Raw genomic sequence first — 19,861 nt, 5'->3', positions numbered from 1 at the left:
GAGATTAAATCCACTCCAATAATAACGACAAGGATCTAAATCATGTTACGTGATCTGAATACCTTATGGTTAACGTGTGTCATGGGTTTCGTAGTAGTAGGTTGTAGCACGGCTAAAAACTATAACGAAACACCTGTAGTTAACCCTAATTATGACCGATATTATGGCCAACCCCAAAGTAATCCCTCTAATCATGGCTCAAATAGCGATACGTTCGTCAGTTCTATTGCTAATGATGACTGGGATACGCCACAACGCTCCTCCTCTTTGGAGTTAAATCCCAATGCCCCCGATAGTTATACCGTTAAAAAAGGCGATACCTTATGGGATATTGCCGGAAAATTCCTCAAACATCCTTGGCGTTGGCCTGAAATTTGGGGTAATAATCGCGAGATTAAAAACCCACATTTAATCTATCCGGGCGATGTCATTCGCTTAGAAAACGGTATGTTAAGCTATAATGGTCGAACGCTAAATAGTGGCAACACCATGGCAGCCGATGCGAGTACCCTTAAGCTCAAACCGCGCATTCGTATTGAGCGAACCCAGCAGTCCTTAATTGGCGAGCCTATTAATACCCTTGCAGCCTTTACCTTCTGGCCTAAATTGCTCAGTGCTGACCAAATTAATAAAGCGCCCTATATCGTAGCCTCACAAGACAACACGCTCTTAATTGCTCCTCAGCAAAAAATTTATGTGCGCAATTTACGTGGCGCTCAAGTAGGCCAACAGTGGGGAGTCTATCACCCTAGTAAAAAGCTTAATGACCCTAGTAGTAAGCGCATTTTAGGCGTTGAGGCCAACCTCGCCGGTATTATTGAAATTAATACCCCAGGTGAACTGACTACTGCTACAGTTATAGAGAGCCAACGTGAAATACAAAATGGGGATCGAGTATTTCCACTAGAAGATCACACCATTCAACTCCATACCGCCATGACAGAGCCTACGCACAAAGTACGTGCCGATATTATTTCTATGCTAGATGCTAACTATTTAGGTGGCAATCGTATGGTAGCCGTCATTAATAAAGGCGCGGGCCAAGGGATACATGAGGGTTATGTATTAGGTGTTTATGCCCCAGGCTCTGTGGTACTAGATCCTTATCAATCTAGAAAAGGTCAATATGGTACTGAACAAAAACAAGCGGTGCGCTTACCACCTGAAAAAGTTGCTAATCTTGTTATCTTTAAAACTGACCGCCAAGTGAGTTATGGACTCATTATGGACGCCTCCCGTGAGGTTAAAAATGGGTATAAAATTGGCAATCCTTAACCCCTATTGAGTACTGACATGACCGCATCGATTAGTGAACAGGAGTTATTCCAGCGCCTGAAACTGTGGCGAACGCCCGGAATAGGCCCAATGAGTCTGCGCCGTCTGCTACAGCAATTAGGTTCAGCCGATGCGGTCTTTAATGTTAGTGGTCAGTTATTACAAACAACTGGCCTTAAGCCTGTGGTGATTGAAGCGCTTCAATCACCTTCAGCCGAAACCTTAGCCGGTGCTGAGCTGGATTTAAAGTGGTCTACCACCTCAGCTCAACGCCATATTCTGACCCCAGAACATGAACATTACCCCGCCCTACTCGCCGATATTGATGCCTCTCCTCCGCTACTGTTTGCGGTAGGAACAACAGCCTTATTAAATGACCCACAATTAGCCTTAATTGGTAGCCGTAACCCTAGCCGTGAGGGACGTGATAATGCCCGCGCGTTTGCGGCTTATTTAGCAGAGCATGGTTTAACTATCACTAGCGGCCTCGCTGAAGGTATTGATGCGATTAGCCATCAAGCAGCTTTAGACAGTGGTGGTACTACTATTGCGGTAGTAGCAACGGGTTTAGATATGGTCTACCCCAGTCAAAACCGGAAGCTCGCCGAACAAATTAGCCAAGCAGGTCTCATTATTTCTGAGTATCCGATTGGAACCAAACCTCTACCACAACATTTCCCCCGCCGTAATCGGATTATTAGTGGCCTGAGTGTAGGGACTTTAGTAGTGGAAGCCGCACTTAAAAGTGGCTCACTAGTCACCGCCAAGCATGCGATGGAACAAGGACGTGAAGTCTTTGCTATTCCCGGCTCCATTCATAATCCTATGGCACGGGGTTGCCATCAATTAATTCGCCAAGGGGCTAAATTGGTGGAAACCGCCCAAGATATTTTAGAGGAAATTGCCCCTCAATTAGCGCCCTATTTGCAGGATGGCAACACGCCTCAAGCTCAGACCTCCAGCTCCCGCCCTCACGCTCCTAAGCCCAATAAGCAGGCTATCTTTGAGGTTAATTGGGACATGGATGAGGAACATAAACGCATTCTGTCGGCTTTAGGCTCAGAACCCCTACCAATTGACCAGATAATTCTTAATACTGGCTTGACCGCCGATGTGGTTTCCTCCATTCTGCTTATGCTTGAGTTACAGGGCTTTGTTGTGGCATGTGGTGGCGGGCACTATATGCGTCAAACTCCAAGAGAGTAATATTTCATGAAAGAAAACACACTGGATGTATTGTTCTACCTGTTTGATACGTATCCGGGTATGGAAGATCAACTGGAAGAGGATCGAGAGGTTTTACAAGACTACCTACAAAGTGCGGGGTTTCATCGTGGTGAAATCATTCGCGCATTTGACTGGCTAGAAAGCCTAGGCGATACCGCTTCTAAGGTTACCCCTACTTATCATCCTCATTCATTGCGAGTATTTACTCCCTTTGAACAGCAGTGGTTGGATATTGAATGCCAAGATTATTTGCTGCAATTAGAACGCCAAGGCTTACTTTCTGCTGCTGAACGCGAACAAGTGATTGATCGAGTACTAGTTTTACAAGATCGGGAATTTGATTTAGCGAGATTGCAGTGGGTGGTACAAATGGTGGTCATGAACCGTGCAGATACTTCCTACACTGGCCTTTTACAACCCATAGAAACTGCCGAACAGAATAATACCCTCCTACACTAACTAAAATTAATGTTACCTCTCATAACTAAAAACCCAGCTATTAGGCTGGGTTTTTAGTTATCACAGAGGGGGTATCATCCAACTAGCGGTTGGGGCAGCACCCAAGTATTATTAAGCGCCACACCCGTTCAGTTTCTATTAAATTTATCAAACTGTCAATTAAATAAAATAAATAACTCAACCTATTCAACTATTTAGATTGAATTTCTAGCTATTTATTAAATTCTCTATTGAGAATTTTTATTAAGCTAGTCATAGTACTTAGCGCTTATTTCCAGACTTTAGCTGATCCCTTTTTGAGCTAACTCACCGTGCTTACGCTATTAGCTAATGATTGATTTGAATCCTTATTTTACTAAGGCTGACTATGTTTGACTATATCGCTACTCCTGCTGAATTACAGACTTTGCTTATAGATCTCAGTGATGCTCAGTGGGTAGTATTGGATACTGAATTTATCCGCGAAAAAACCTACTATCCGCAGCTCTGTTTAATCCAATTAGCCACTGAAAAACGTTTAGCTTGTATTGATCCCTTAGCCATTGCTGACTTAACCCCTTTGTTTACTTGGTTACATCAACCTACCTTACTCAAAATATTTCATGCCGCCTCACAGGATTTAGAGATTTTCTATCACCTAAGCAAGCAAGTTCCAGCTCCGGTATTTGACACTCAAATAGCAGCCGCCGTGCTAGGCTTAGGGGATCAATTAGGCTATGGGCGCTTAGTCGAAACATTACTAGGGGTTAATTTAGATAAATCCCAATCTCGCACCGACTGGTCGGCACGCCCTTTACGGCATGAGCAATTGGAATATGCCATTGATGATGTCCGTTATCTCAAACAAATTTACCCCCTCCTCCAACAACAACTCAAAACTCTGCAACGGGATCAATGGGTATTCAAATCCTTCGCTAAACTCACCGATCCCAACACGTATGAAGTGGATATCAGAGGGACTTGGAAACGTGTTAAGAATAGTCAACTCCTCAAACCTCAACAGTTATCGGTATTACGTGAATTGGCGGCTTGGCGCGAGAGTGAAGCCTTACACAAAAATTTACCCAAGCGCTGGCTAATCTCGGATGAAATTCTGGTGGATATGGCACGGATGCGTATTCAGAAAATCGAAGATTTTAGAAATATTCGTGGACTAAAAGAAGAAACAATCCAACAACAAGGTTCACAGTGGCTTAAACTCATTCAAATGGGAATGAAGCTACCGGCTGAAGAATGGCCTCAACCCACTCGACGACGCACTTTAGATGCTGAGCTGGCCTTACTCACTGATTTATTAATGCTAGTCGTAGGCCAACAAGCGCTGCAATATAATATTTCACCCCAAATGTTAGCCACCCGCCCCCAAATTGAAAAAATGCTGATTGAACAGCGTACCTCGCTCTCCGAGGATTGGCGGGGCAGTATTTTGAATGATGTATTTGCCGACCTATTAGCGGGTAAAAAAACCATAGCAGTGAAACAACAAAAAGTCTTCTTACAAGACTAATATGCTACACTAGCACCTTCCTGCATTTTCTCTATAAATCTGATTACTATGACTGATCGTATTGCTCAAATCGAACGTAACACCTTAGAAACTCAAATTAAGGTTCGAGTGAATTTAGATGGCACTGGTGTGTCACGCTTTAATACCGGCATTCCGTTTTTAGAGCATATGCTCGATCAAATTGCACGCCACGGTATGATTGATATTGAGGTGGAATGTCACGGGGATCGCCAGATTGATGATCATCATAGTGTAGAAGATATTGGTATTAGCCTAGGGCAAGCTTTTAAACAAGCCATCGGTGATAAAAAGGGTATTCGGCGCTATGGACATGCTTATGTACCACTAGATGAAGCCCTATCGCGTGTGGTCATTGATTTTTCGGGACGTCCGGGTCTTGAACATCATGTGGATTATAAACGTTCTCATATTGGTCAATTTGATACCGATCTGTTCTATGAGTTCTTTCAGGGCTTTGTGAATCACGCTTTAGTCACTTTACACATTGATAATCTGCGCGGACGGAATGCCCATCATATTGTAGAGACTGTCTTTAAAGCCTTTGGGCGTGCGCTACGGATGGCGATGGAGCGTGATCCGCGTATGGGGGACATACTCCCCTCGACGAAAGGAGCCTTGTAATGGAGCGTATTGCGATTATTAATTACAATATGGGTAATCTCCATTCAGTAGGGCGTGCCGTGCAACACGTAGCGCCTATGGCTCAAGTCGATATTACCTCAGACCCTAAAGTTATTTTAAACGCTGACCGTGTTGTTTTTCCCGGACAAGGAGCGGCACGGGATTGCATGGGCGAACTATACCGCCTCGGTTTGGCAGAAGTGGTATTAGAGGCCGCTAAAACCAAGCCTTTTTTAGGTATCTGTATGGGCATGCAGGTATTAATGCAACACTCGGATGAAAATCAAGGTATTCATTGCTTAGGTCTATACCCCGGTCAGGTGAAACACTTTAGTGGTGCTCATGCCAACTTACCTGCTGGCGAACGCTTAAAAATACCACAAATGGGCTGGAATCAGGTTTGGCAAGTACAAGCACATCCACTTTGGAAAGGCATTGAGGATGGAGCACGGTTTTATTTTGTACATAGTTATTATGTAGCACCAGAGAATGCAGGCTTACAAGCGGGAGTAACGGACTATGGTGTTCACTATACCTCTGCTCTTGCAGCAGACAATGTCTTTGCGATCCAATGTCATCCGGAAAAATCGTCTCGTGATGGCTTGAGACTATTAGAAAACTTTGCTAACTGGTCAATTTAATTAAAGTTAGTGAAAGCAAAGCCCAAGATTGACTACTTCATGGGCTTACTTGGTTTTTACGTTAAGTGTTGTTTATTTCCATTGGATAGTGACATTACGGCGACCCCAGCTTCTAGCACGACGCTGGTCTTTGCCCATAAAGATGTCGATTTTCCGGCTCCAACGCGAGTTCATTTTATCTAAAACTCGGTATTCTCCGGGTAAACCACTGATTCTAACCACTGAATTACGTTTCAGACCATACTCATGTAATAAATCTCTTGATACCGCTATAGCCTTCATATTAGGTGTTAAGCGGTCGCCCCAAGCAGCAATATCAGGTGTTGCATCGGTTTGGCCAGGGACTGAGTTATACGCGGTAGCTGTCACACGCAAAGCTTGAGTCTGCTTTTTAGCAGCAAAACTGAGTTCTGCCATGAGTAGTGACAACAGGGTCATCAGGGTTAAACGAGTAAACATAGACATAACAATAACCTATCTAATTCATTGCAATTCAAAAACCAAAAAAATAGCGACGATAATCCCCAACAGTTATGGTTAAATAACTGATTTCTCAAGTAAGTCTTTGAAAAGTGGGGGGAGTAGAAACTATTGACTACGTGTTGCAGAACCCTCCAGAGTAGATAGCTCCCCAGCACGCTTGGTTTTGATTAATTTGTAGTTGGCTCCGTCATCATGAAAGGTATTGATTACTAATGCCTTTCGACAGTCACCATTGGTTGTATTGTTCATAGTAATTAACAACGTGGATAAGTCCACGGGGAGGGATTGTAAGCAAAAAGTTCGGGGATGTCACACAAACCTACTCGTTTATAAATTTTTTTTATCATCAAAATAATATTCATATATGCAAAAAACCAACACACAAACCAGCTAAGCTTGATATGTCAAGGTTTCAGAGCTAATCCCTGCAAATAAATTTTAGTATTTTGGCGGCTAAATTTTAGCCTATATACTTATAAAAATAATGGTTTTTAACGTGAAAATTATAACTAAATCCACGCAATTACCGCTTATCTACTTGATTAAGTAGTATAAACGGTCATTTTTTTTAAAAAAATATCTGCAATATGCTCAAATATCGACTAGCCCTGATTATTCAGCCAGTGCTCATGTGTCCTCACATACATGTTACACTCTCCTCCTCAGGACTCTCTCCATTAACATAGCTAATTATTCATGCCGACTATTATCCTCAGTACCCTTAATGCTCGTTATCATCACACTGCCATGGGATTGCGCTATCTGTATGCCAACCTCAAAGAACATCAGGCCTGTACACAAATAGTAGAGTTTACGATTAATCAGCGTCCTATCGACCTAGCAGAGCAAATCCTAGCCTTACAGCCTCGGATTCTAGGTTTGAGTGTTTATATTTGGAATGTGGTCGAAACCACTGAATTGGTCACATTGCTTAAAGTGCTCGATCCAAACTTAATCATTGTATTAGGTGGGCCTGAGGTTAGTTATGAGACCGAGCAACAAGCGATTACTCAACTAGCGGATTATGTGATTACGGGTGCGGGAGAAATCAGCTTTTATCAATTATGTACCCAACTATTGCAACGGCAACGCCCACTCACTAAAATTATTTCGGGCACTCAAGCCCCTCTCAATCAATTATCATTGCCCTATGACTATTACACCGATGAAGACATTCAACAGCGCTTTGTCTATGTAGAAGCTTCGCGTGGCTGCCCGTTTAAATGTGAATTTTGCCTCTCTGCTTTGGATAAAACCGCTTACCCTTTTGAGCTAGAGCGCTTTTTACAGGCCATGGAGATATTATGGCAACGTGGCTTACGCCATTTTAAATTTGTCGACCGTACCTTTAATCTAAAAATACCGACAACTATTGCTATTTTAGATTTCTTTCTCAGTCGTATTGACTCTAAGACCTTTTTACATTTCGAGCTAATACCCGATCATTTACCTGAAATATTAAAAGAAAAAATTCAACAATTCCCAGATGGCACTTTACAATTTGAAATCGGTATTCAAACCTTTAATCCAGCAGTGCAAGCACTGATTAGCCGCAAACAAGATAATGAAAAATCTAAAGCTAATATTCAATGGCTAAGAGAAAATACTAGCGCACACTTGCATACTGATTTAATTTTTGGCTTGCCTAGTGAGGATTTAGCTAGCTTTGGCTTAGGTTTCAATCAGCTTATTGCATTGAATCCACACGAGATTCAAGTAGGTATTTTAAAGCGCTTAAGAGGTACACCGATTATTCGGCATACCGATTCGTTTAAGATGATTTACAACCCGCAACCACCCTATAATATTTTGCAAACCGATTGTATTGACTTTCAAACGATGCAACAGGTGAATCGCTTTGCACGCTATTGGGACATGATTGGTAATTCAGGGCGTTTTGAAGCGACTTTGCCGCTGCTATTAGGTAATCAACCTTTCGAGCGCTTTTGGCAATTGACGGATTGGCTCTATCAAGCTTCAAATCAAACGCATCAGATTGCTTTACCCCGCCTATTTAGTTTAATTCATCAAGCGGGACAAGAGGTATTAGGTATTAATGTAGAGCTATTAGAAATGGCTTTATTACAAGACTATGCTAAAACGGGGCAAAAAGGACAGATTCCTTTTAAACCTGAACTCACTCAGCGACAAAACACTGCTCAACAGAGTATAGCTAAAACCTCATATAATACTCGGCAACAACGACATCAAATGACGGAATAGTAAGATTAGATTAGAGCATCTAATGCTCGCTCTATTACTTGATAGCCAGATATTAATTCGTCTTCAGTAATACAATAAGGAGGTAATAAATAAACCGTATTTCCTAAAGGACGCAGCAATATACCACGCTCCATAAAAAAGGTTCTGAGGTGCTCACTCACTGAAGAGGCATAACCTGTTTCTGTGGCTTTCACATTAAATGCCGCAATGGTGCCACAAATCCGTACCTGCTCTACTTTAGGGTGCTGCAATAACCACTCTAATTGTTGCCGATGCCAATGCTCGATTTGAGGTAATTTAGCCAGCGTATTTTCGGTTTTAAAGACTTGTAAAGAAGCTAGAGCCGCTGCACAGCCTAAGGGATTAGCGGTAAAGGAATGACCATGTACAAAGGCTCGATCAAACGTTTCCCCTAGAAAGGCTTGATAGACTGTTTCACTACACACTGTTACCGACAGCGGCAAGAATCCCGCTGTAATACCTTTCGATAGACAAATAATATCCGGGGTCACCTGTGCGGTCTGTGAGGCAAACCATTGCCCGGTACGCCCAAATCCCGTCATGACCTCATCGAATAATAGTAATACGCCCGCAGCCTTAGCTCGCTGACTCAAACCCTGTAAAAATTGCGGGCGACACATCCGCATGCCCGACGCCCCCTGTACTAGAGGCTCAATCAATATACCGGCGACTTCATGAGCATGACGCTGTAAATAGGCATCAAAGGCTTGTAAGGCAACCGCTTCTTTTTGCTCAACATGGGGATCACGCTCCCACGTTAAGGGATAGGGCAAAACATCGACTTGGAATAATAGGGCTTGATAATGGGTAAAAAATTGCGAGCCTTGCCCTACCGACATGGCTCCTACGGTATCGCCGTGATAAGAGCCATCAAATACTGCAAAACGCTTACGTTGCTGCCCCTGATTACGCCAATATTGCAAAGCAATTTTGAGCGCTACCTCAATCGCAGTTGAGCCATTATCCGAGTAAAAAACTCGCGTCAAACCCGTAGGCAATCTTTGCACTAACTCATAGGCTAACTCTGCGGCGGGTTGATGGGTAAACCCAGCGAACATTACCTGCTCAAGGGTTTGAGCCTGTTGAGCAATCGCAGCAGCAATCGTAGGATGAGCATGACCATGTAAATTGACCCACCATGAAGAGATTAAATCTAAAAAGCGTTGTCCCTCTTTAGCATATAACCAAGCCCCCTGAGCAGAACTAATTTCTACGGGTAGGGGGGCTGTTTGCTCTTGTGTAAAAGGATGCCACACATGCTGCCGATCAATTTGAACCCAATCCATGCCTATCTGCTCTAATCCTATCAACGAATACCACAAACGGTGCTGGCAAACGTCTTATAATCGGGGATATCTTCTTTTTCACAGGCATTGGCACACAAGGCACCGAACGCATCGCCATTGAAACCCGGATACTCATTCAACATACCCAAACGTTGATCCATATAATCGGGAAACTCCGTTTGGGGATTCACACAATCAGGTTCGGTCGCGCGAGCACTAATACAGGCCGGTAAGGCTTCCGTATGTAGCCAAGTACATAAATCCCCCGCCAAAATCTTATCGCTTTCGGTGACCGGCTCTAATCTAAAGCTTAAAACATTCCCCTCTAGATCTGCATAACGCCGCTGCTTTTGACTGAAACCTAAGTTAACCGTCAGTTTATCTGGCTCTGCTGGCAATATGCTGATGTCTAGGGGATTGGCATAAAATTGGCGATCTTCAATAATTTCTGGCTGAGTACCCTCTTTAAGCACCACCCAAAACAATTGATCGGTAGCACAACTGACCCCACAGCTCGACCCCATTAGGACAACCTCGTCTTGAGCACGTTTTTGTTGTCCATAAAAGCGTAATTGCTCGCGCTCACGTTGAAAAATTAAATCGCCGTTCAAAAATAAACTATCGGGTACAGTATTTTCCCCTACAGCAATCTTGAGCGTTCCTGCACTGGTATTAATACTAGCAGTACGATTACTATCTGTTGTTTTAACTTCTGTGACTGATTCTTGTGGGTCATTACAGGCTATTAATAAGCAGCTTAACAATACTAGCGCTACTCTACGCACTACATACATTGGTATACCCCGCTCTCTTGATCTTCTAAGTGTAACAAATCCATTTGGAAAAATAGCGGGTCTGGATTATAAATTTACGCAATTTATCCATCCCCTAACGACACTCTTTGCATAACTCATCGCTAATCTTACCCAAATCCACCCCAACAATGCCAAGATTAAGCAGCTTTGAGGTGCTAAACACCTCATCTAAGGGACAATACATTGACCTAAGGGTGGTCTAGAGTAATAGTGATAGCTCTCTATTACAGCATAAAACATGATACGAGTATAAAATGAGCAAAACTATTTTAGTGGTTGACGACGACCCTCATATTGGTGACGTGATAGGCTTTGCCCTTGAAAAGGCCGGCATGCAAGTACACTACGCTCACGATGGACAACAAGCACTACAAAAATTCCAACACACCAGCCCCGACCTGATTGTACTCGATATCAATATGCCCGAAATGGATGGTTTGGAAGTATGCCGCGAAATTCGTAAAACCTCCAATCTACCCATAGTCTTTCTATCCTCACGAGATGATGAGATTGATCGTATCTTAGGGCTAGAGTTAGGCGGGGATGACTATGTCACTAAACCCTTTAGTCCGCGCGAACTGGTCGCCCGCATCAATGCTATTTTAAAGCGCACCCAACTCAAAAACCTTGATAGTATGACGCCTAGCGATGCGTTAAGCATTGGAAAACTCAATATTTTCCCCAGCCAACATCGTGCTAATTGGGGTAACAATGACATTACCCTAACCGCGACCGAATTTGCGATTTTATTGCTACTTGCTCAGCGTCCGGTACAGGTATTCAGTCGCGATCATATTATGCAAAAGGCCTATGATAGTAATGTCTATGTCAGTGATCGCACTATTGATAGTCATATTCGCCATATTCGCCAAAAATTTACCGATATCGGCTGTGAAAGCATTATCGAAACCGTGCATGGAGTGGGATATAAGTTAGCTTCATGCAAATAAATGCACGTCTGCCTTTTTTACGTAATAGCTTATTTCGCTTACGTAATATTTTGCTTATTGTTATGTTAACGGTATTAGCTTTACCCTTAGGGGGGCTTTATTTTTTTCGGATTTATGAAAATGAGCTAGTACGCCAGACCGAGGTAGAGCTTATTGCGCAATCCGCCGTATTAGCGGCAACTTATCGACAATTAATGCGTTTAGACGGCACTATAGCTCTACGCGCACACCCTATTAATTCTCAAGAGCGCGAGTCCGATAATGCTGCTTTAGTCGCGGCCTATAAAGCGCAGATGGAACTTAATCCGAGCAACTATTTTACGCCAGTTGCCCCCACGCTGGATCTCACAGAAAATATCTCTCCTCCACGCCCTGCTGCACGTTCTAGCCCCTTTTCACCCGCTCCTGATGCCAAAGCGGCTGGGCAAGCTATGGCTCATATTTTACTTGATACGCAACAAGTAACCCTATCGGGTATCCGCATTTTAGATACTCAAGGGTTGGTGATTGCGGGTAAGGAAGAACTAGGCATGTCGCTCGCCCATGTGCCTGAAGTACGTCAGGCCTTAAAGGGGCATTTTCAAAGTGTGCTGCGCCAACGGATTTCTGATGAGCCACCGCCGCCGCTTTACTCGATTAGTCGTGGTACTAATATTCGCGTTTTCACCGCTTTCCCAGTGATTGAACAGCGTCAGGTCATTGGCGTGATTTACCTATCGCGCACCCCTAATAATATTGTTAAACATCTCTATGCCGTGCGTAAGGTCATGCTCACAGCCACCCTAAGCCTATTAGTCGTTGCGGTCTTATTAATCTTATTTGTCTCATCCAGTATCTCACGCCCGATTCGGGAGCTGATTCGCCAAACCGAGCGGGTAACGCAGGGCGAACAACGCATTGTCGAACCCATAAAGCACCCTGTGACTTATGAGGTCGCACAACTTTCGGATAGCTTTGCCAGTATGTCTAAAACACTTGCCGAACGCACCGATTATATCCGACGCTTTGCAGCTCATGTATCGCATGAGTTTAAAACCCCACTCACCTCCATGCAGGGAGCGTTAGAATTGCTACAAGAGCATCTCGAAACTATGTCTGCGGAACGCCGCCAACGCTTTCTGGCTAATCTAATGGAAGATACCCACCGCCTAAAAAATTTAGTCACCCGCTTATTAGAACTCGCACGTGCCGATGCACTAGAGCCTTCACGCCAAACCAGTGTATTACCTGAATTATTAGATACCCTTACTAATCGCTATCAAGAGCGCGGATTACGCTTAAAATATACAAATCTGCCTCTTCAGGCGCTACCCATTGCCCCCGAAGTACTGGATAGTGTGTTGAATAATTTATTAGAAAACAGCCTGCACCATAAAGCCACTGAGGTGGCGATCACCATGAAGACAGAGGGAAGTACTTGGCACATTGAGGTGATGGATAATGGTGAGGGTATTTCTCCGGCGAATCGAGACAAAATTTTCACCCCATTCTTCACCACACGCCGCTCACAGGGCGGGACGGGCTTAGGCTTAGAAATTATTCAATCCCTATTGCGAGCCTATCGAGGGGATTTAATACTCTTACCTACCGAAAGCGGGGCTACCTTTCGCTTGACCCTACCCTTACATATCGTCTAGGATTGATTTTTATCAAAAATCCTTAAACTTTTAATAAAGTCAAAGATTTACTAGTATAATTTATCTTAAAAATGCCACCATTAATAAACTAAAGGATAGCTTTACCCCTATAAAACCTATTAGTTTAGCTCCAGTCGGCCATCACTTTTTAAGAGAGTACCTATTACTCTCCACTCCCTCAATATTGAGGACACCAAGACCACAAGGACGTGGGCTTGGGAATTTTTACCAGTTTGAGCCGCACACTTAGGTATGAGTTGTTATGGTCTTAGACGACCCTACTAACCAAATACAAGTCAACACTATGATTAATCCCCCTACCCATGCGAGCAAACCTAACTGCTCATGTAGCCATAAAGCGGCAAATAACGCTCCGAATAAAGGTTCAGTTCCCATTAGTAAAGCGGTATGAGTGGGTGATGTGTATTGGACTGCCCAGTTCTGAGCAAAAAAGGCGAATATTGTGCAAAATAATACCAAGTACAAGGTATTCAACCAAAACACACTGGCATTAGGGAGATGATTAAATAAATAGGGATTAAAAATAATCGCTATGAATAAGCTGCCTAAGCCTACTACCCCTGATTGAATAGCCGTTAAATTCAATGCGGATACATACTGATTTTTAGTTAAGATTTTAGTAGCACAGACCATGAGTGCTCTAAGTATTGCGGCTACTATTATTAATATATCCCCCACATTAAAGCTCCAAGTTCCTTTATAAGTTAATAAAAACACACCAACAACACTAAAGCCTGATGCTAAAAAAAGCTTTTTATTAGGTTTTTTCCTCATTAAAAACCACTCCATAACAGGAGTAAAAATAATAAATAAGCTAATTAAAAAAGCAGCATTTGATGCAGTCGTATAAAACACTCCATAGGTTTCACAGATAAAAATTAGCAGTAATATTAAGCCTAGTTTACTGCCAATATTAATAGCAAGATAACGCTCTTGCTTCTTTGATTTGAGGATAAAAGGTAGTAAAATAAAGAAAGTCAATATAAACCGTATAGCTAAAAACCCCATAACTGAATAATAGGCAATACTTTCTTTAGCTATACCATAACTAGTGCCCCAAAAAATAGCCACTAATAGCAAAACAATATTAGCTATCCAATTTTTCTGTATATGACTCATCTTTATCTCAGTATTGAATTGATTTTTAAGCTCAAAATGCTAATTGATAGACATTTAATTTCTAAGAAGAAACTATTATTGTTATCTGAACTGTTGATGTAAATCCCATTTCACACAAAACTGAATTGTCAAATGCGCAATAAACAAATAATTGATTTTCTTAAAGATATAACCATATTTACTATGGTTGTAGAGCATAAAAGCTTTACCAAAGCGGCTGAGAAATTAGGAATGACCACAGCAGCGATGAGCCGTTGTGTAAGAAGATTGGAGCAAAATTTAGGTCAAAGACTAATCAATCGAGACACTAGAAATTTTAATACCACAGAAGCGGGGGATTTAATTTATCAAAAAGGAGGTGATATTCTTAACTTGGCTCAAGAGTGTTTTTCTATCAGTGAGCAGCTTTCTAATACCCCACAAGGAAAAATTACTATTTCAGCTCCAAAAGCTTTTTCCAAATGGATATTGGCTCCTTTAATTCCTAGCTTCTTAAAGCAATATCCAAATATTCAAATTAATTTAATTATTAGTGATGAATTATTAGATATTAAAAATGATTTAGATTTAATTATTCAAATCTCTGAAAACCCTAATACTAAATTAGTTTCTATTCCACTGATGAAGGTAGAGCATACTGTTTGTGCTAGTCATAAGTACTTGGAAGCATACGGTCATCCGCAGCACCCTATTGACTTAAAGAACCATGAATGCTTATCTTTAGGAGAATCTACTCAAGACTATTGGACTTTTATACATAAGAAAACCAAAGAATCTATTCGTGTGGAGATTAATGCTAGGTATACTATTAATCATAGCGAATCTCGGTTAGAGGGTATTTTACAAGATTTAGGTATTGGTCATATACCTCACTTTGTCGCACAAGAAGCTGTCGAAACAAACCAAGTCCTTACTTTATTACAGGATTGGAAGGTTATTTCCCCCTATCAAGGGATAGCATGGCTTATGTATGAGTTTAACTCATCAATCCCGTATAAAATAAGATTATTTATAGACTATCTAAAGCAGAATATTAAATAGGTTTCTCGAAATGATAAAAACTCTACCGAATAATCTATCTCTTCCTCTATAAGCCGATGAATACCGCCATCAAAATCGATAAAATGGTATCCGAAGCGGCCTCTCACCTCTAAAACACGTTATACTAAGAGGCTGTTTGACTCGCTGTAACGCCTCTATGACTAGCTTAACTAACCCTTTGATTTTAGTTGATGGATCATCCTATCTATTCCGTGCCTACCATGCCCTGCCACCCCTGACGAATAGCAAGGGTGAGGCCACGGGTGCTATGCATGGGGTGTTAAATATGTTGGATAGGTTGCGAAAAGATTATCAACCTGACTATATGGTCGTAGTTTTTGATGCGTCTGGTAAAACCTTTCGGGATGATATTTTCCCCGACTACAAAGCGAATCGCCCCCCCATGCCAGACGACTTACGCGCACAAATCCAGCCCTTACTAGATATTATTCGCGCACAAGGCTATCCCCTCCTGCAAATTCCTGATGTAGAAGCTGATGATGTGATTGGTACGCTAGCGACTCGTTTTCAGGGCGATGTGCTCATCTCGACCAGTGATAAGGATATGGCGCAATTAGTTACCGAGCGGGTGCATTTGATTAATACCATGAGTGAAACCTATCTCGATATTGAAGGGGTGCAGGAAAAATTTGGCATACTACCAGAACAAATCCGCGACTACTTAAGTCTAGTAGGGGATAGTGTAGATAATGTACCCGGCGTGGATAAGGTCGGACCGAAAACAGCAGTAAAATGGTTAGCAGAATACGGCTCCCTACAAGGTGTCATGGATAATGCGGATAAAATAAAGGGTAAGGTGGGTGAAAATCTACGACTGGCTTTGGCGCATCTACCGCTAACTTATCAGCTCGTGACCATTAAGTGTGATGTTGAAGTGGACGACTCTCCAGCAGCTCTGAGTATTCAAGCAGAAGATCCCCAAGCTTTACGCGAACTCTATACCCGCTACGAATTTCGCACCCGTTTAAGTACTCTCAATAAAGCGGAAGCCAAAGCAGCTAAACCAGCGACTACTCCAACGAACAATCCAGCAGAGGCGCAACATACCCTCGCACCCTTCCCGCTGATTCTAGAGCTAGTTGATCAAAATACGCCTGAACTACATCCTACGCCTACCATTGATATCGGCTCAGCACACTACTCTACTGTGTTAACCTCAGCCGATTTCGATACATTATTAGAGCAAATCCAATCCGCCCCTTTATTAGCCTTTGATACTGAAACAACCAGCCTAAATGCCTTAGACGCTGAACTCGTCGGAATATCTATGGCAACTCAGGCCGGTATTGCCGCCTATATTCCGCTAACACATGACTATTTAGGTGCCCCCGAACAATTAAAGCGTGAGGCAGTGCTCGCTAAACTCAAGCCCCTATTAGAAGATCCTCAGTATTTAAAAGTAGGGCAGAATCTCAAATACGATTTTACCGTACTACAAAATTACGGTATTACCCTACAAGGTATCGCTCACGACACGATGCTCGAATCCTATGTCTTGGATGCAACAGCACGGCATGACATGGATACCCTAGCCGAAAAGGTACTGGATTATAAAACCATCCGCTTTGAAGATATTGCGGGCAAGGGCAAAAAGCAGCTTACCTTTAATCAAATAGATCTCGCTCAAGCGGCTCCCTATGCGGCTGAAGATGCGGATATTACCTTACGCTTACACCAACAGCTCTGGCCTAAAATCGCTAATGAACCCACCTTCAGACAGGTTTATCAAAGCCTTGAAATGCCCTTAATTCCAGTGCTCGCTCGTATGGAGCGGCATGGTGTCAAAATTGATACCTTATTATTAAGCGATCAGAGTCAAGAGCTGACTAAGCGTATTGAAGAAATTACCGAACAAGCTTTTCAGATGGCAGGGCAGGAATTTAACCTATCCTCCCCTAAACAATTACAAGAAATCCTCTTTGATAAGCTCCAAATTCCGCTCACCGGAGTACGTAAAACCCCGACCGGACAGCCGTCTACTGCAGAGGATGTATTAGAAGAACTTGCCGAGCAAGGCTATGAATTACCGCGCGTCATTTTAGAACACCGCACGCTGAGCAAACTCAAATCGACCTATACCGATAAGCTCCCCGCCCAAATCAACCCTCGCACCGGACGGGTACATACGTCCTATCACCAAACCGGCACGGTGACAGGGCGCTTATCTTCGTCAGATCCCAACTTACAAAATATCCCTATTCGTAGTGCCGAGGGTCGCCGTATTCGTCAAGCCTTTATTGCCGATAAGGGCTGCAAACTGGTGGCGGCGGATTACTCGCAAATCGAGCTGCGGATTATGGCGCATTTGTCGGGTGATGAAGGTTTACTGCAAGCGTTTCAAGCGGGAGCTGATATTCATAAAGCCACGGCTGCCGAGGTCTTTCACACTCCACTAGAAGAAGTCACCTCAGAACAACGGCGTGCCGCCAAAGCCATTAATTTTGGCCTGATTTATGGCATGTCAGCGTTTGGACTAGCGCGGCAATTGGATATTGGACGCAGTGAAGCACAACAGTATGTAGACTTATATTTTGCGCGGTATCCGGGAGTTAAGCAGTATATGGATAACACCCGTGAACGTGCTAGAACCTTAGGCTATGTAGAAACCTTATTTGGGCGGCGTTTACCCCTATCTGATATCAATTCACGGAAAGCGACTCAACGCCAATATGCCGAACGCACCGCCATCAATGCGCCCATGCAGGGAACCGCTGCCGATATTATGAAAAAGGCTATGATTGCGGTAGATAACTATTTACAAACCACTCAATCACCGATTCGGATGATTATGCAGGTGCATGATGAATTAGTGTTTGAAGTGCCTGATGAATTAGTTCACACATTCAAAGCCGTGCTTGCCCCCTTAATGACCGATGTCGTTACGCTCAAAATACCGCTCGTGGTCGACATCGGTGAGGGTATGAATTGGGATGAGGCACATTAAGCACACTTATACGGGGTAAGTTAAGTAGGTATAGCAAAGTAAACGGGTATTTCTGGAGCAGTCTTGGCGGCAGGGATGCCGCCTTGTAGCGTACAGGGACGTATTCACAGCGGCTGCGGAGGAAATACCCGCTTACTTTGGCTCAAGTACTTATTAGAGTCTCAATCTAGGCGTAACTCTTTGGGTAGCACGAATGAAATACTCTCGGTAATGCCCGAATTTTGAAATTGCACATTTGCACCGCGCTGGCGTAAATGATCAATCACCCCTTGCACTAATACTTCGGGCGCTGAAGCGCCTGCAGTTAGACCAATCCGGTTTTTACCCACCAGCCATTGCTCTTGAATATCGTCTGCATCATCAATTAAATAGGCTGGAATCCCCCGCTTTTCGGCAATTTCACGTAGACGATTAGAGTTAGAGCTATTAGGAGAACCCACGACTAAGACCAAATCAGAGTCAGCCGCTAATTTTTTCAATGCATCTTGGCGATTTTGAGTGGCGTAACAAATATCATCTTTTTTAGGACCAATAATGGCAGGAAACTTAGTCCGTAGGGCATTAATAACAATTTCAGTATCATCAACGGAGAGCGTGGTTTGGGTCACATAGGCGAGTTGGCTAGGATCACATACCTGAAGTGCCTCCACCTCAGCGGATGAGTCAACACGATAAATATTGCCACCAAAGCTAGTATCATATTGCCCCATGGTGCCTTCCACTTCAGGGTGATTTTTGTGTCCGATTAAAATCGTTTCGCGCCCTTCTTTACTATAACGTAATACTTCCAAATGCACTTTAGTGACCAAGGGGCAGGTGGCATCAAATACCTTTAACCCCCGCTGCTTGGCTTCGTCTTGTACCGCCCGTGATACGCCGTGTGCGCTAAAAATCACGGTTGCATTATCAGGTACTTCATCTAATTCTTGGACAAAAACAGCACCTTTATCCCGTAAATCATTCACCACAAAGCGATTATGTACCACCTCATGCCGTACATAGATAGGTGCGCCGAGCACTTCTAAGGCTCGATTAACGATTTCAATGGCACGGTCAACACCCGCACAAAATCCACGCGGTGTGGCTAAGGTGACTTGTCGCATAATGGTTTCGCTACTGATTAAAAGGAATAACGCAAGCTTAAAGAATTAATGTGCAGTTTTCGAGTAAGGTTGGTTTTAGCGCGGATTAGGTAGTGGGATTAAATTGCGTGTATTCATATAGCAAGTCGGACGATGGCTCAGAGGTGGGTAAACTTCCAGCCAATATTCACGCCCCTCACGAATCAATTTAGTGCTGCTAGACGCTATAGTCACCACAGCTCCTTTTTTCACATTCGTGACCCGGCTGCTTTCCGCGCTAGGGCGTCGATAACAGGGTGCTGTCGCATTAACGCTTTGGGTTTGATAATACAAGGCAACCTCTCGTCCACTAGGCAGAGGGTTAGAGTTGGCGTCTTGATCCAAACACTGACCGAGGGTCAGAATGGTCATCACCAGTCCACAGTGTTGCATAGCAGTTCCTTTGCATCGGGTTGGTGTGCGAGATA

At 43.2% G+C, this 19,861-nt stretch carries 17 protein-coding genes; 11 read left to right on the top strand and 6 right to left on the bottom strand.

The window, feature by feature from the left end; genetic code table 11:
* Positions 1 to 42 precede the first annotated feature (42 nt).
* The 6 genes from A3IK_RS0102085 to hisH all read left to right on the top strand — a co-directional run bounded on the left by A3IK_RS0102085 (position 43) and on the right by hisH (position 5,751).
* On the top strand, positions 43 to 1,275 hold the full coding sequence (locus tag A3IK_RS0102085) for a LysM peptidoglycan-binding domain-containing protein (RefSeq protein WP_020558305.1): 1,233 nt from the start codon (positions 43 to 45) through the stop codon (positions 1,273 to 1,275).
* Positions 1,276 to 1,293: 18 nt separating this feature from the next.
* Positions 1,294 to 2,481: a DNA-processing protein DprA gene (dprA, locus tag A3IK_RS0102080; RefSeq protein ID WP_020558304.1), complete on the top strand. Its 1,188-nt coding sequence runs from the start codon at positions 1,294 to 1,296 to the stop codon at positions 2,479 to 2,481.
* Between the two features lie 6 nt (positions 2,482 to 2,487).
* Positions 2,488 to 2,961: a Smg family protein gene (locus tag A3IK_RS0102075; protein ID WP_020558303.1), complete on the top strand. Its 474-nt coding sequence runs from the start codon at positions 2,488 to 2,490 to the stop codon at positions 2,959 to 2,961.
* 367 nt (positions 2,962 to 3,328) lie between these two features.
* The gene (rnd, locus tag A3IK_RS0102070; protein ID WP_020558302.1) at positions 3,329 to 4,468 is read left to right on the top strand and encodes a ribonuclease D; all 1,140 of its coding nucleotides are present in this window, start codon (positions 3,329 to 3,331) and stop codon (positions 4,466 to 4,468) included.
* A 48-nt stretch (positions 4,469 to 4,516) separates the two neighbouring features.
* A complete protein-coding gene (hisB, locus tag A3IK_RS0102065; RefSeq protein ID WP_020558301.1) occupies positions 4,517 to 5,110 on the top strand; it encodes an imidazoleglycerol-phosphate dehydratase HisB in 594 nt (197 codons plus the stop codon).
* On the top strand, positions 5,110 to 5,751 hold the full coding sequence (gene hisH, locus A3IK_RS0102060; protein WP_020558300.1) for an imidazole glycerol phosphate synthase subunit HisH: 642 nt from the start codon (positions 5,110 to 5,112) through the stop codon (positions 5,749 to 5,751). Before hisB ends, hisH begins: the two co-directional genes overlap by 1 nt.
* Before the next feature lie 72 nt (positions 5,752 to 5,823).
* On the opposite strand, the gene A3IK_RS0102055 is transcribed toward hisH, so the two are convergent.
* Positions 5,824 to 6,216 (bottom strand): 3D domain-containing protein, encoded by a 393-nt coding sequence (locus A3IK_RS0102055; RefSeq protein ID WP_020558299.1) that lies wholly within the window; start codon positions 6,214 to 6,216, stop codon positions 5,824 to 5,826.
* 714 nt (positions 6,217 to 6,930) lie between these two features.
* Between A3IK_RS0102055 and A3IK_RS0102050 the strand changes: the two genes are divergently transcribed.
* Positions 6,931 to 8,457, top strand: a complete 1,527-nt coding sequence (locus tag A3IK_RS0102050; protein ID WP_020558298.1) for a B12-binding domain-containing radical SAM protein — start codon at positions 6,931 to 6,933, stop codon at positions 8,455 to 8,457.
* Between the two features lie 5 nt (positions 8,458 to 8,462).
* On the opposite strand, the gene bioA is transcribed toward A3IK_RS0102050, so the two are convergent.
* Complete coding sequence (bioA, locus tag A3IK_RS0102045; protein ID WP_020558297.1) at positions 8,463 to 9,764, bottom strand: adenosylmethionine--8-amino-7-oxononanoate transaminase; 1,302 nt, start codon at positions 9,762 to 9,764, stop codon at positions 8,463 to 8,465.
* A 20-nt stretch (positions 9,765 to 9,784) separates the two neighbouring features.
* The gene (locus A3IK_RS0102040) at positions 9,785 to 10,558 is read right to left on the bottom strand and encodes a hypothetical protein (protein ID WP_020558296.1); all 774 of its coding nucleotides are present in this window, start codon (positions 10,556 to 10,558) and stop codon (positions 9,785 to 9,787) included.
* 275 nt (positions 10,559 to 10,833) lie between these two features.
* Here A3IK_RS0102040 and A3IK_RS0102035 point away from each other — a divergent pair, with 275 nt between their 5' ends.
* Entirely contained in the window at positions 10,834 to 11,529 is a 696-nt protein-coding gene (locus tag A3IK_RS0102035) for a response regulator transcription factor (RefSeq protein WP_020558295.1), read from the top strand.
* On the top strand, positions 11,520 to 13,166 hold the full coding sequence (locus A3IK_RS0102030) for a HAMP domain-containing sensor histidine kinase (protein WP_020558294.1): 1,647 nt from the start codon (positions 11,520 to 11,522) through the stop codon (positions 13,164 to 13,166). The genes A3IK_RS0102035 and A3IK_RS0102030 overlap by 10 nt, the downstream gene beginning before the upstream one ends.
* A gap of 246 nt (positions 13,167 to 13,412) precedes the next feature.
* On the opposite strand, the gene A3IK_RS0102025 is transcribed toward A3IK_RS0102030, so the two are convergent.
* Positions 13,413 to 14,306 (bottom strand): DMT family transporter, encoded by an 894-nt coding sequence (locus tag A3IK_RS0102025; RefSeq protein ID WP_020558293.1) that lies wholly within the window; start codon positions 14,304 to 14,306, stop codon positions 13,413 to 13,415.
* Positions 14,307 to 14,438: 132 nt separating this feature from the next.
* On the opposite strand from A3IK_RS0102025, the gene A3IK_RS0102020 reads away from it, so the two are divergent.
* Complete coding sequence (locus tag A3IK_RS0102020) at positions 14,439 to 15,347, top strand: LysR family transcriptional regulator (RefSeq protein ID WP_020558292.1); 909 nt, start codon at positions 14,439 to 14,441, stop codon at positions 15,345 to 15,347.
* A 157-nt stretch (positions 15,348 to 15,504) separates the two neighbouring features.
* Positions 15,505 to 18,312, top strand: a complete 2,808-nt coding sequence (gene polA, locus A3IK_RS0102015; RefSeq protein WP_020558291.1) for a DNA polymerase I — start codon at positions 15,505 to 15,507, stop codon at positions 18,310 to 18,312.
* Positions 18,313 to 18,473: 161 nt separating this feature from the next.
* On the opposite strand, the gene ispH is transcribed toward polA, so the two are convergent.
* On the bottom strand, positions 18,474 to 19,415 hold the full coding sequence (gene ispH, locus A3IK_RS0102010; protein WP_020558290.1) for a 4-hydroxy-3-methylbut-2-enyl diphosphate reductase: 942 nt from the start codon (positions 19,413 to 19,415) through the stop codon (positions 18,474 to 18,476).
* 75 nt (positions 19,416 to 19,490) lie between these two features.
* Positions 19,491 to 19,826, bottom strand: coding sequence for a hypothetical protein (locus A3IK_RS0102005; RefSeq protein ID WP_020558289.1), 336 nt, complete (start codon positions 19,824 to 19,826; stop codon positions 19,491 to 19,493).
* Between the last annotated feature and the right edge of the window lie 35 nt (positions 19,827 to 19,861).

This window comes from Thiofilum flexile DSM 14609 (assembly GCF_000380185.1).
Lineage (GTDB): Bacteria > Pseudomonadota > Gammaproteobacteria > Thiotrichales > Thiotrichaceae > Thiofilum > Thiofilum flexile.
Note: the sequence above shows the minus strand (reverse complement) of the source record. Positions and strands in the feature narration are given on the sequence as shown.

What these genes read in the sequence shown, in the direction of transcription:
- A3IK_RS0102085 (WP_020558305.1), top strand. Translation starts at nt 43, where the DNA reads ATGTTACGTGATCTGAATACCTTATGGTTAACGTGTGTCATGGGTTTC.
- dprA (WP_020558304.1), top strand. Translation starts at nt 1,294, where the DNA reads ATGACCGCATCGATTAGTGAACAGGAGTTATTCCAGCGCCTGAAACTG.
- A3IK_RS0102075 (WP_020558303.1), top strand. Translation starts at nt 2,488, where the DNA reads ATGAAAGAAAACACACTGGATGTATTGTTCTACCTGTTTGATACGTAT.
- rnd (WP_020558302.1), top strand. Translation starts at nt 3,329, where the DNA reads ATGTTTGACTATATCGCTACTCCTGCTGAATTACAGACTTTGCTTATA.
- hisB (WP_020558301.1), top strand. Translation starts at nt 4,517, where the DNA reads ATGACTGATCGTATTGCTCAAATCGAACGTAACACCTTAGAAACTCAA.
- hisH (WP_020558300.1), top strand. Translation starts at nt 5,110, where the DNA reads ATGGAGCGTATTGCGATTATTAATTACAATATGGGTAATCTCCATTCA.
- A3IK_RS0102055 (WP_020558299.1), bottom strand. Translation starts at nt 6,216, where the DNA reads ATGTCTATGTTTACTCGTTTAACCCTGATGACCCTGTTGTCACTACTC.
- A3IK_RS0102050 (WP_020558298.1), top strand. Translation starts at nt 6,931, where the DNA reads ATGCCGACTATTATCCTCAGTACCCTTAATGCTCGTTATCATCACACT.
- bioA (WP_020558297.1), bottom strand. Translation starts at nt 9,764, where the DNA reads ATGGATTGGGTTCAAATTGATCGGCAGCATGTGTGGCATCCTTTTACA.
- A3IK_RS0102040 (WP_020558296.1), bottom strand. Translation starts at nt 10,558, where the DNA reads ATGTATGTAGTGCGTAGAGTAGCGCTAGTATTGTTAAGCTGCTTATTA.
- A3IK_RS0102035 (WP_020558295.1), top strand. Translation starts at nt 10,834, where the DNA reads ATGAGCAAAACTATTTTAGTGGTTGACGACGACCCTCATATTGGTGAC.
- A3IK_RS0102030 (WP_020558294.1), top strand. Translation starts at nt 11,520, where the DNA reads ATGCAAATAAATGCACGTCTGCCTTTTTTACGTAATAGCTTATTTCGC.
- A3IK_RS0102025 (WP_020558293.1), bottom strand. Translation starts at nt 14,306, where the DNA reads ATGAGTCATATACAGAAAAATTGGATAGCTAATATTGTTTTGCTATTA.
- A3IK_RS0102020 (WP_020558292.1), top strand. Translation starts at nt 14,439, where the DNA reads ATGCGCAATAAACAAATAATTGATTTTCTTAAAGATATAACCATATTT.
- polA (WP_020558291.1), top strand. Translation starts at nt 15,505, where the DNA reads ATGACTAGCTTAACTAACCCTTTGATTTTAGTTGATGGATCATCCTAT.
- ispH (WP_020558290.1), bottom strand. Translation starts at nt 19,415, where the DNA reads ATGCGACAAGTCACCTTAGCCACACCGCGTGGATTTTGTGCGGGTGTT.
- A3IK_RS0102005 (WP_020558289.1), bottom strand. Translation starts at nt 19,826, where the DNA reads ATGCAACACTGTGGACTGGTGATGACCATTCTGACCCTCGGTCAGTGT.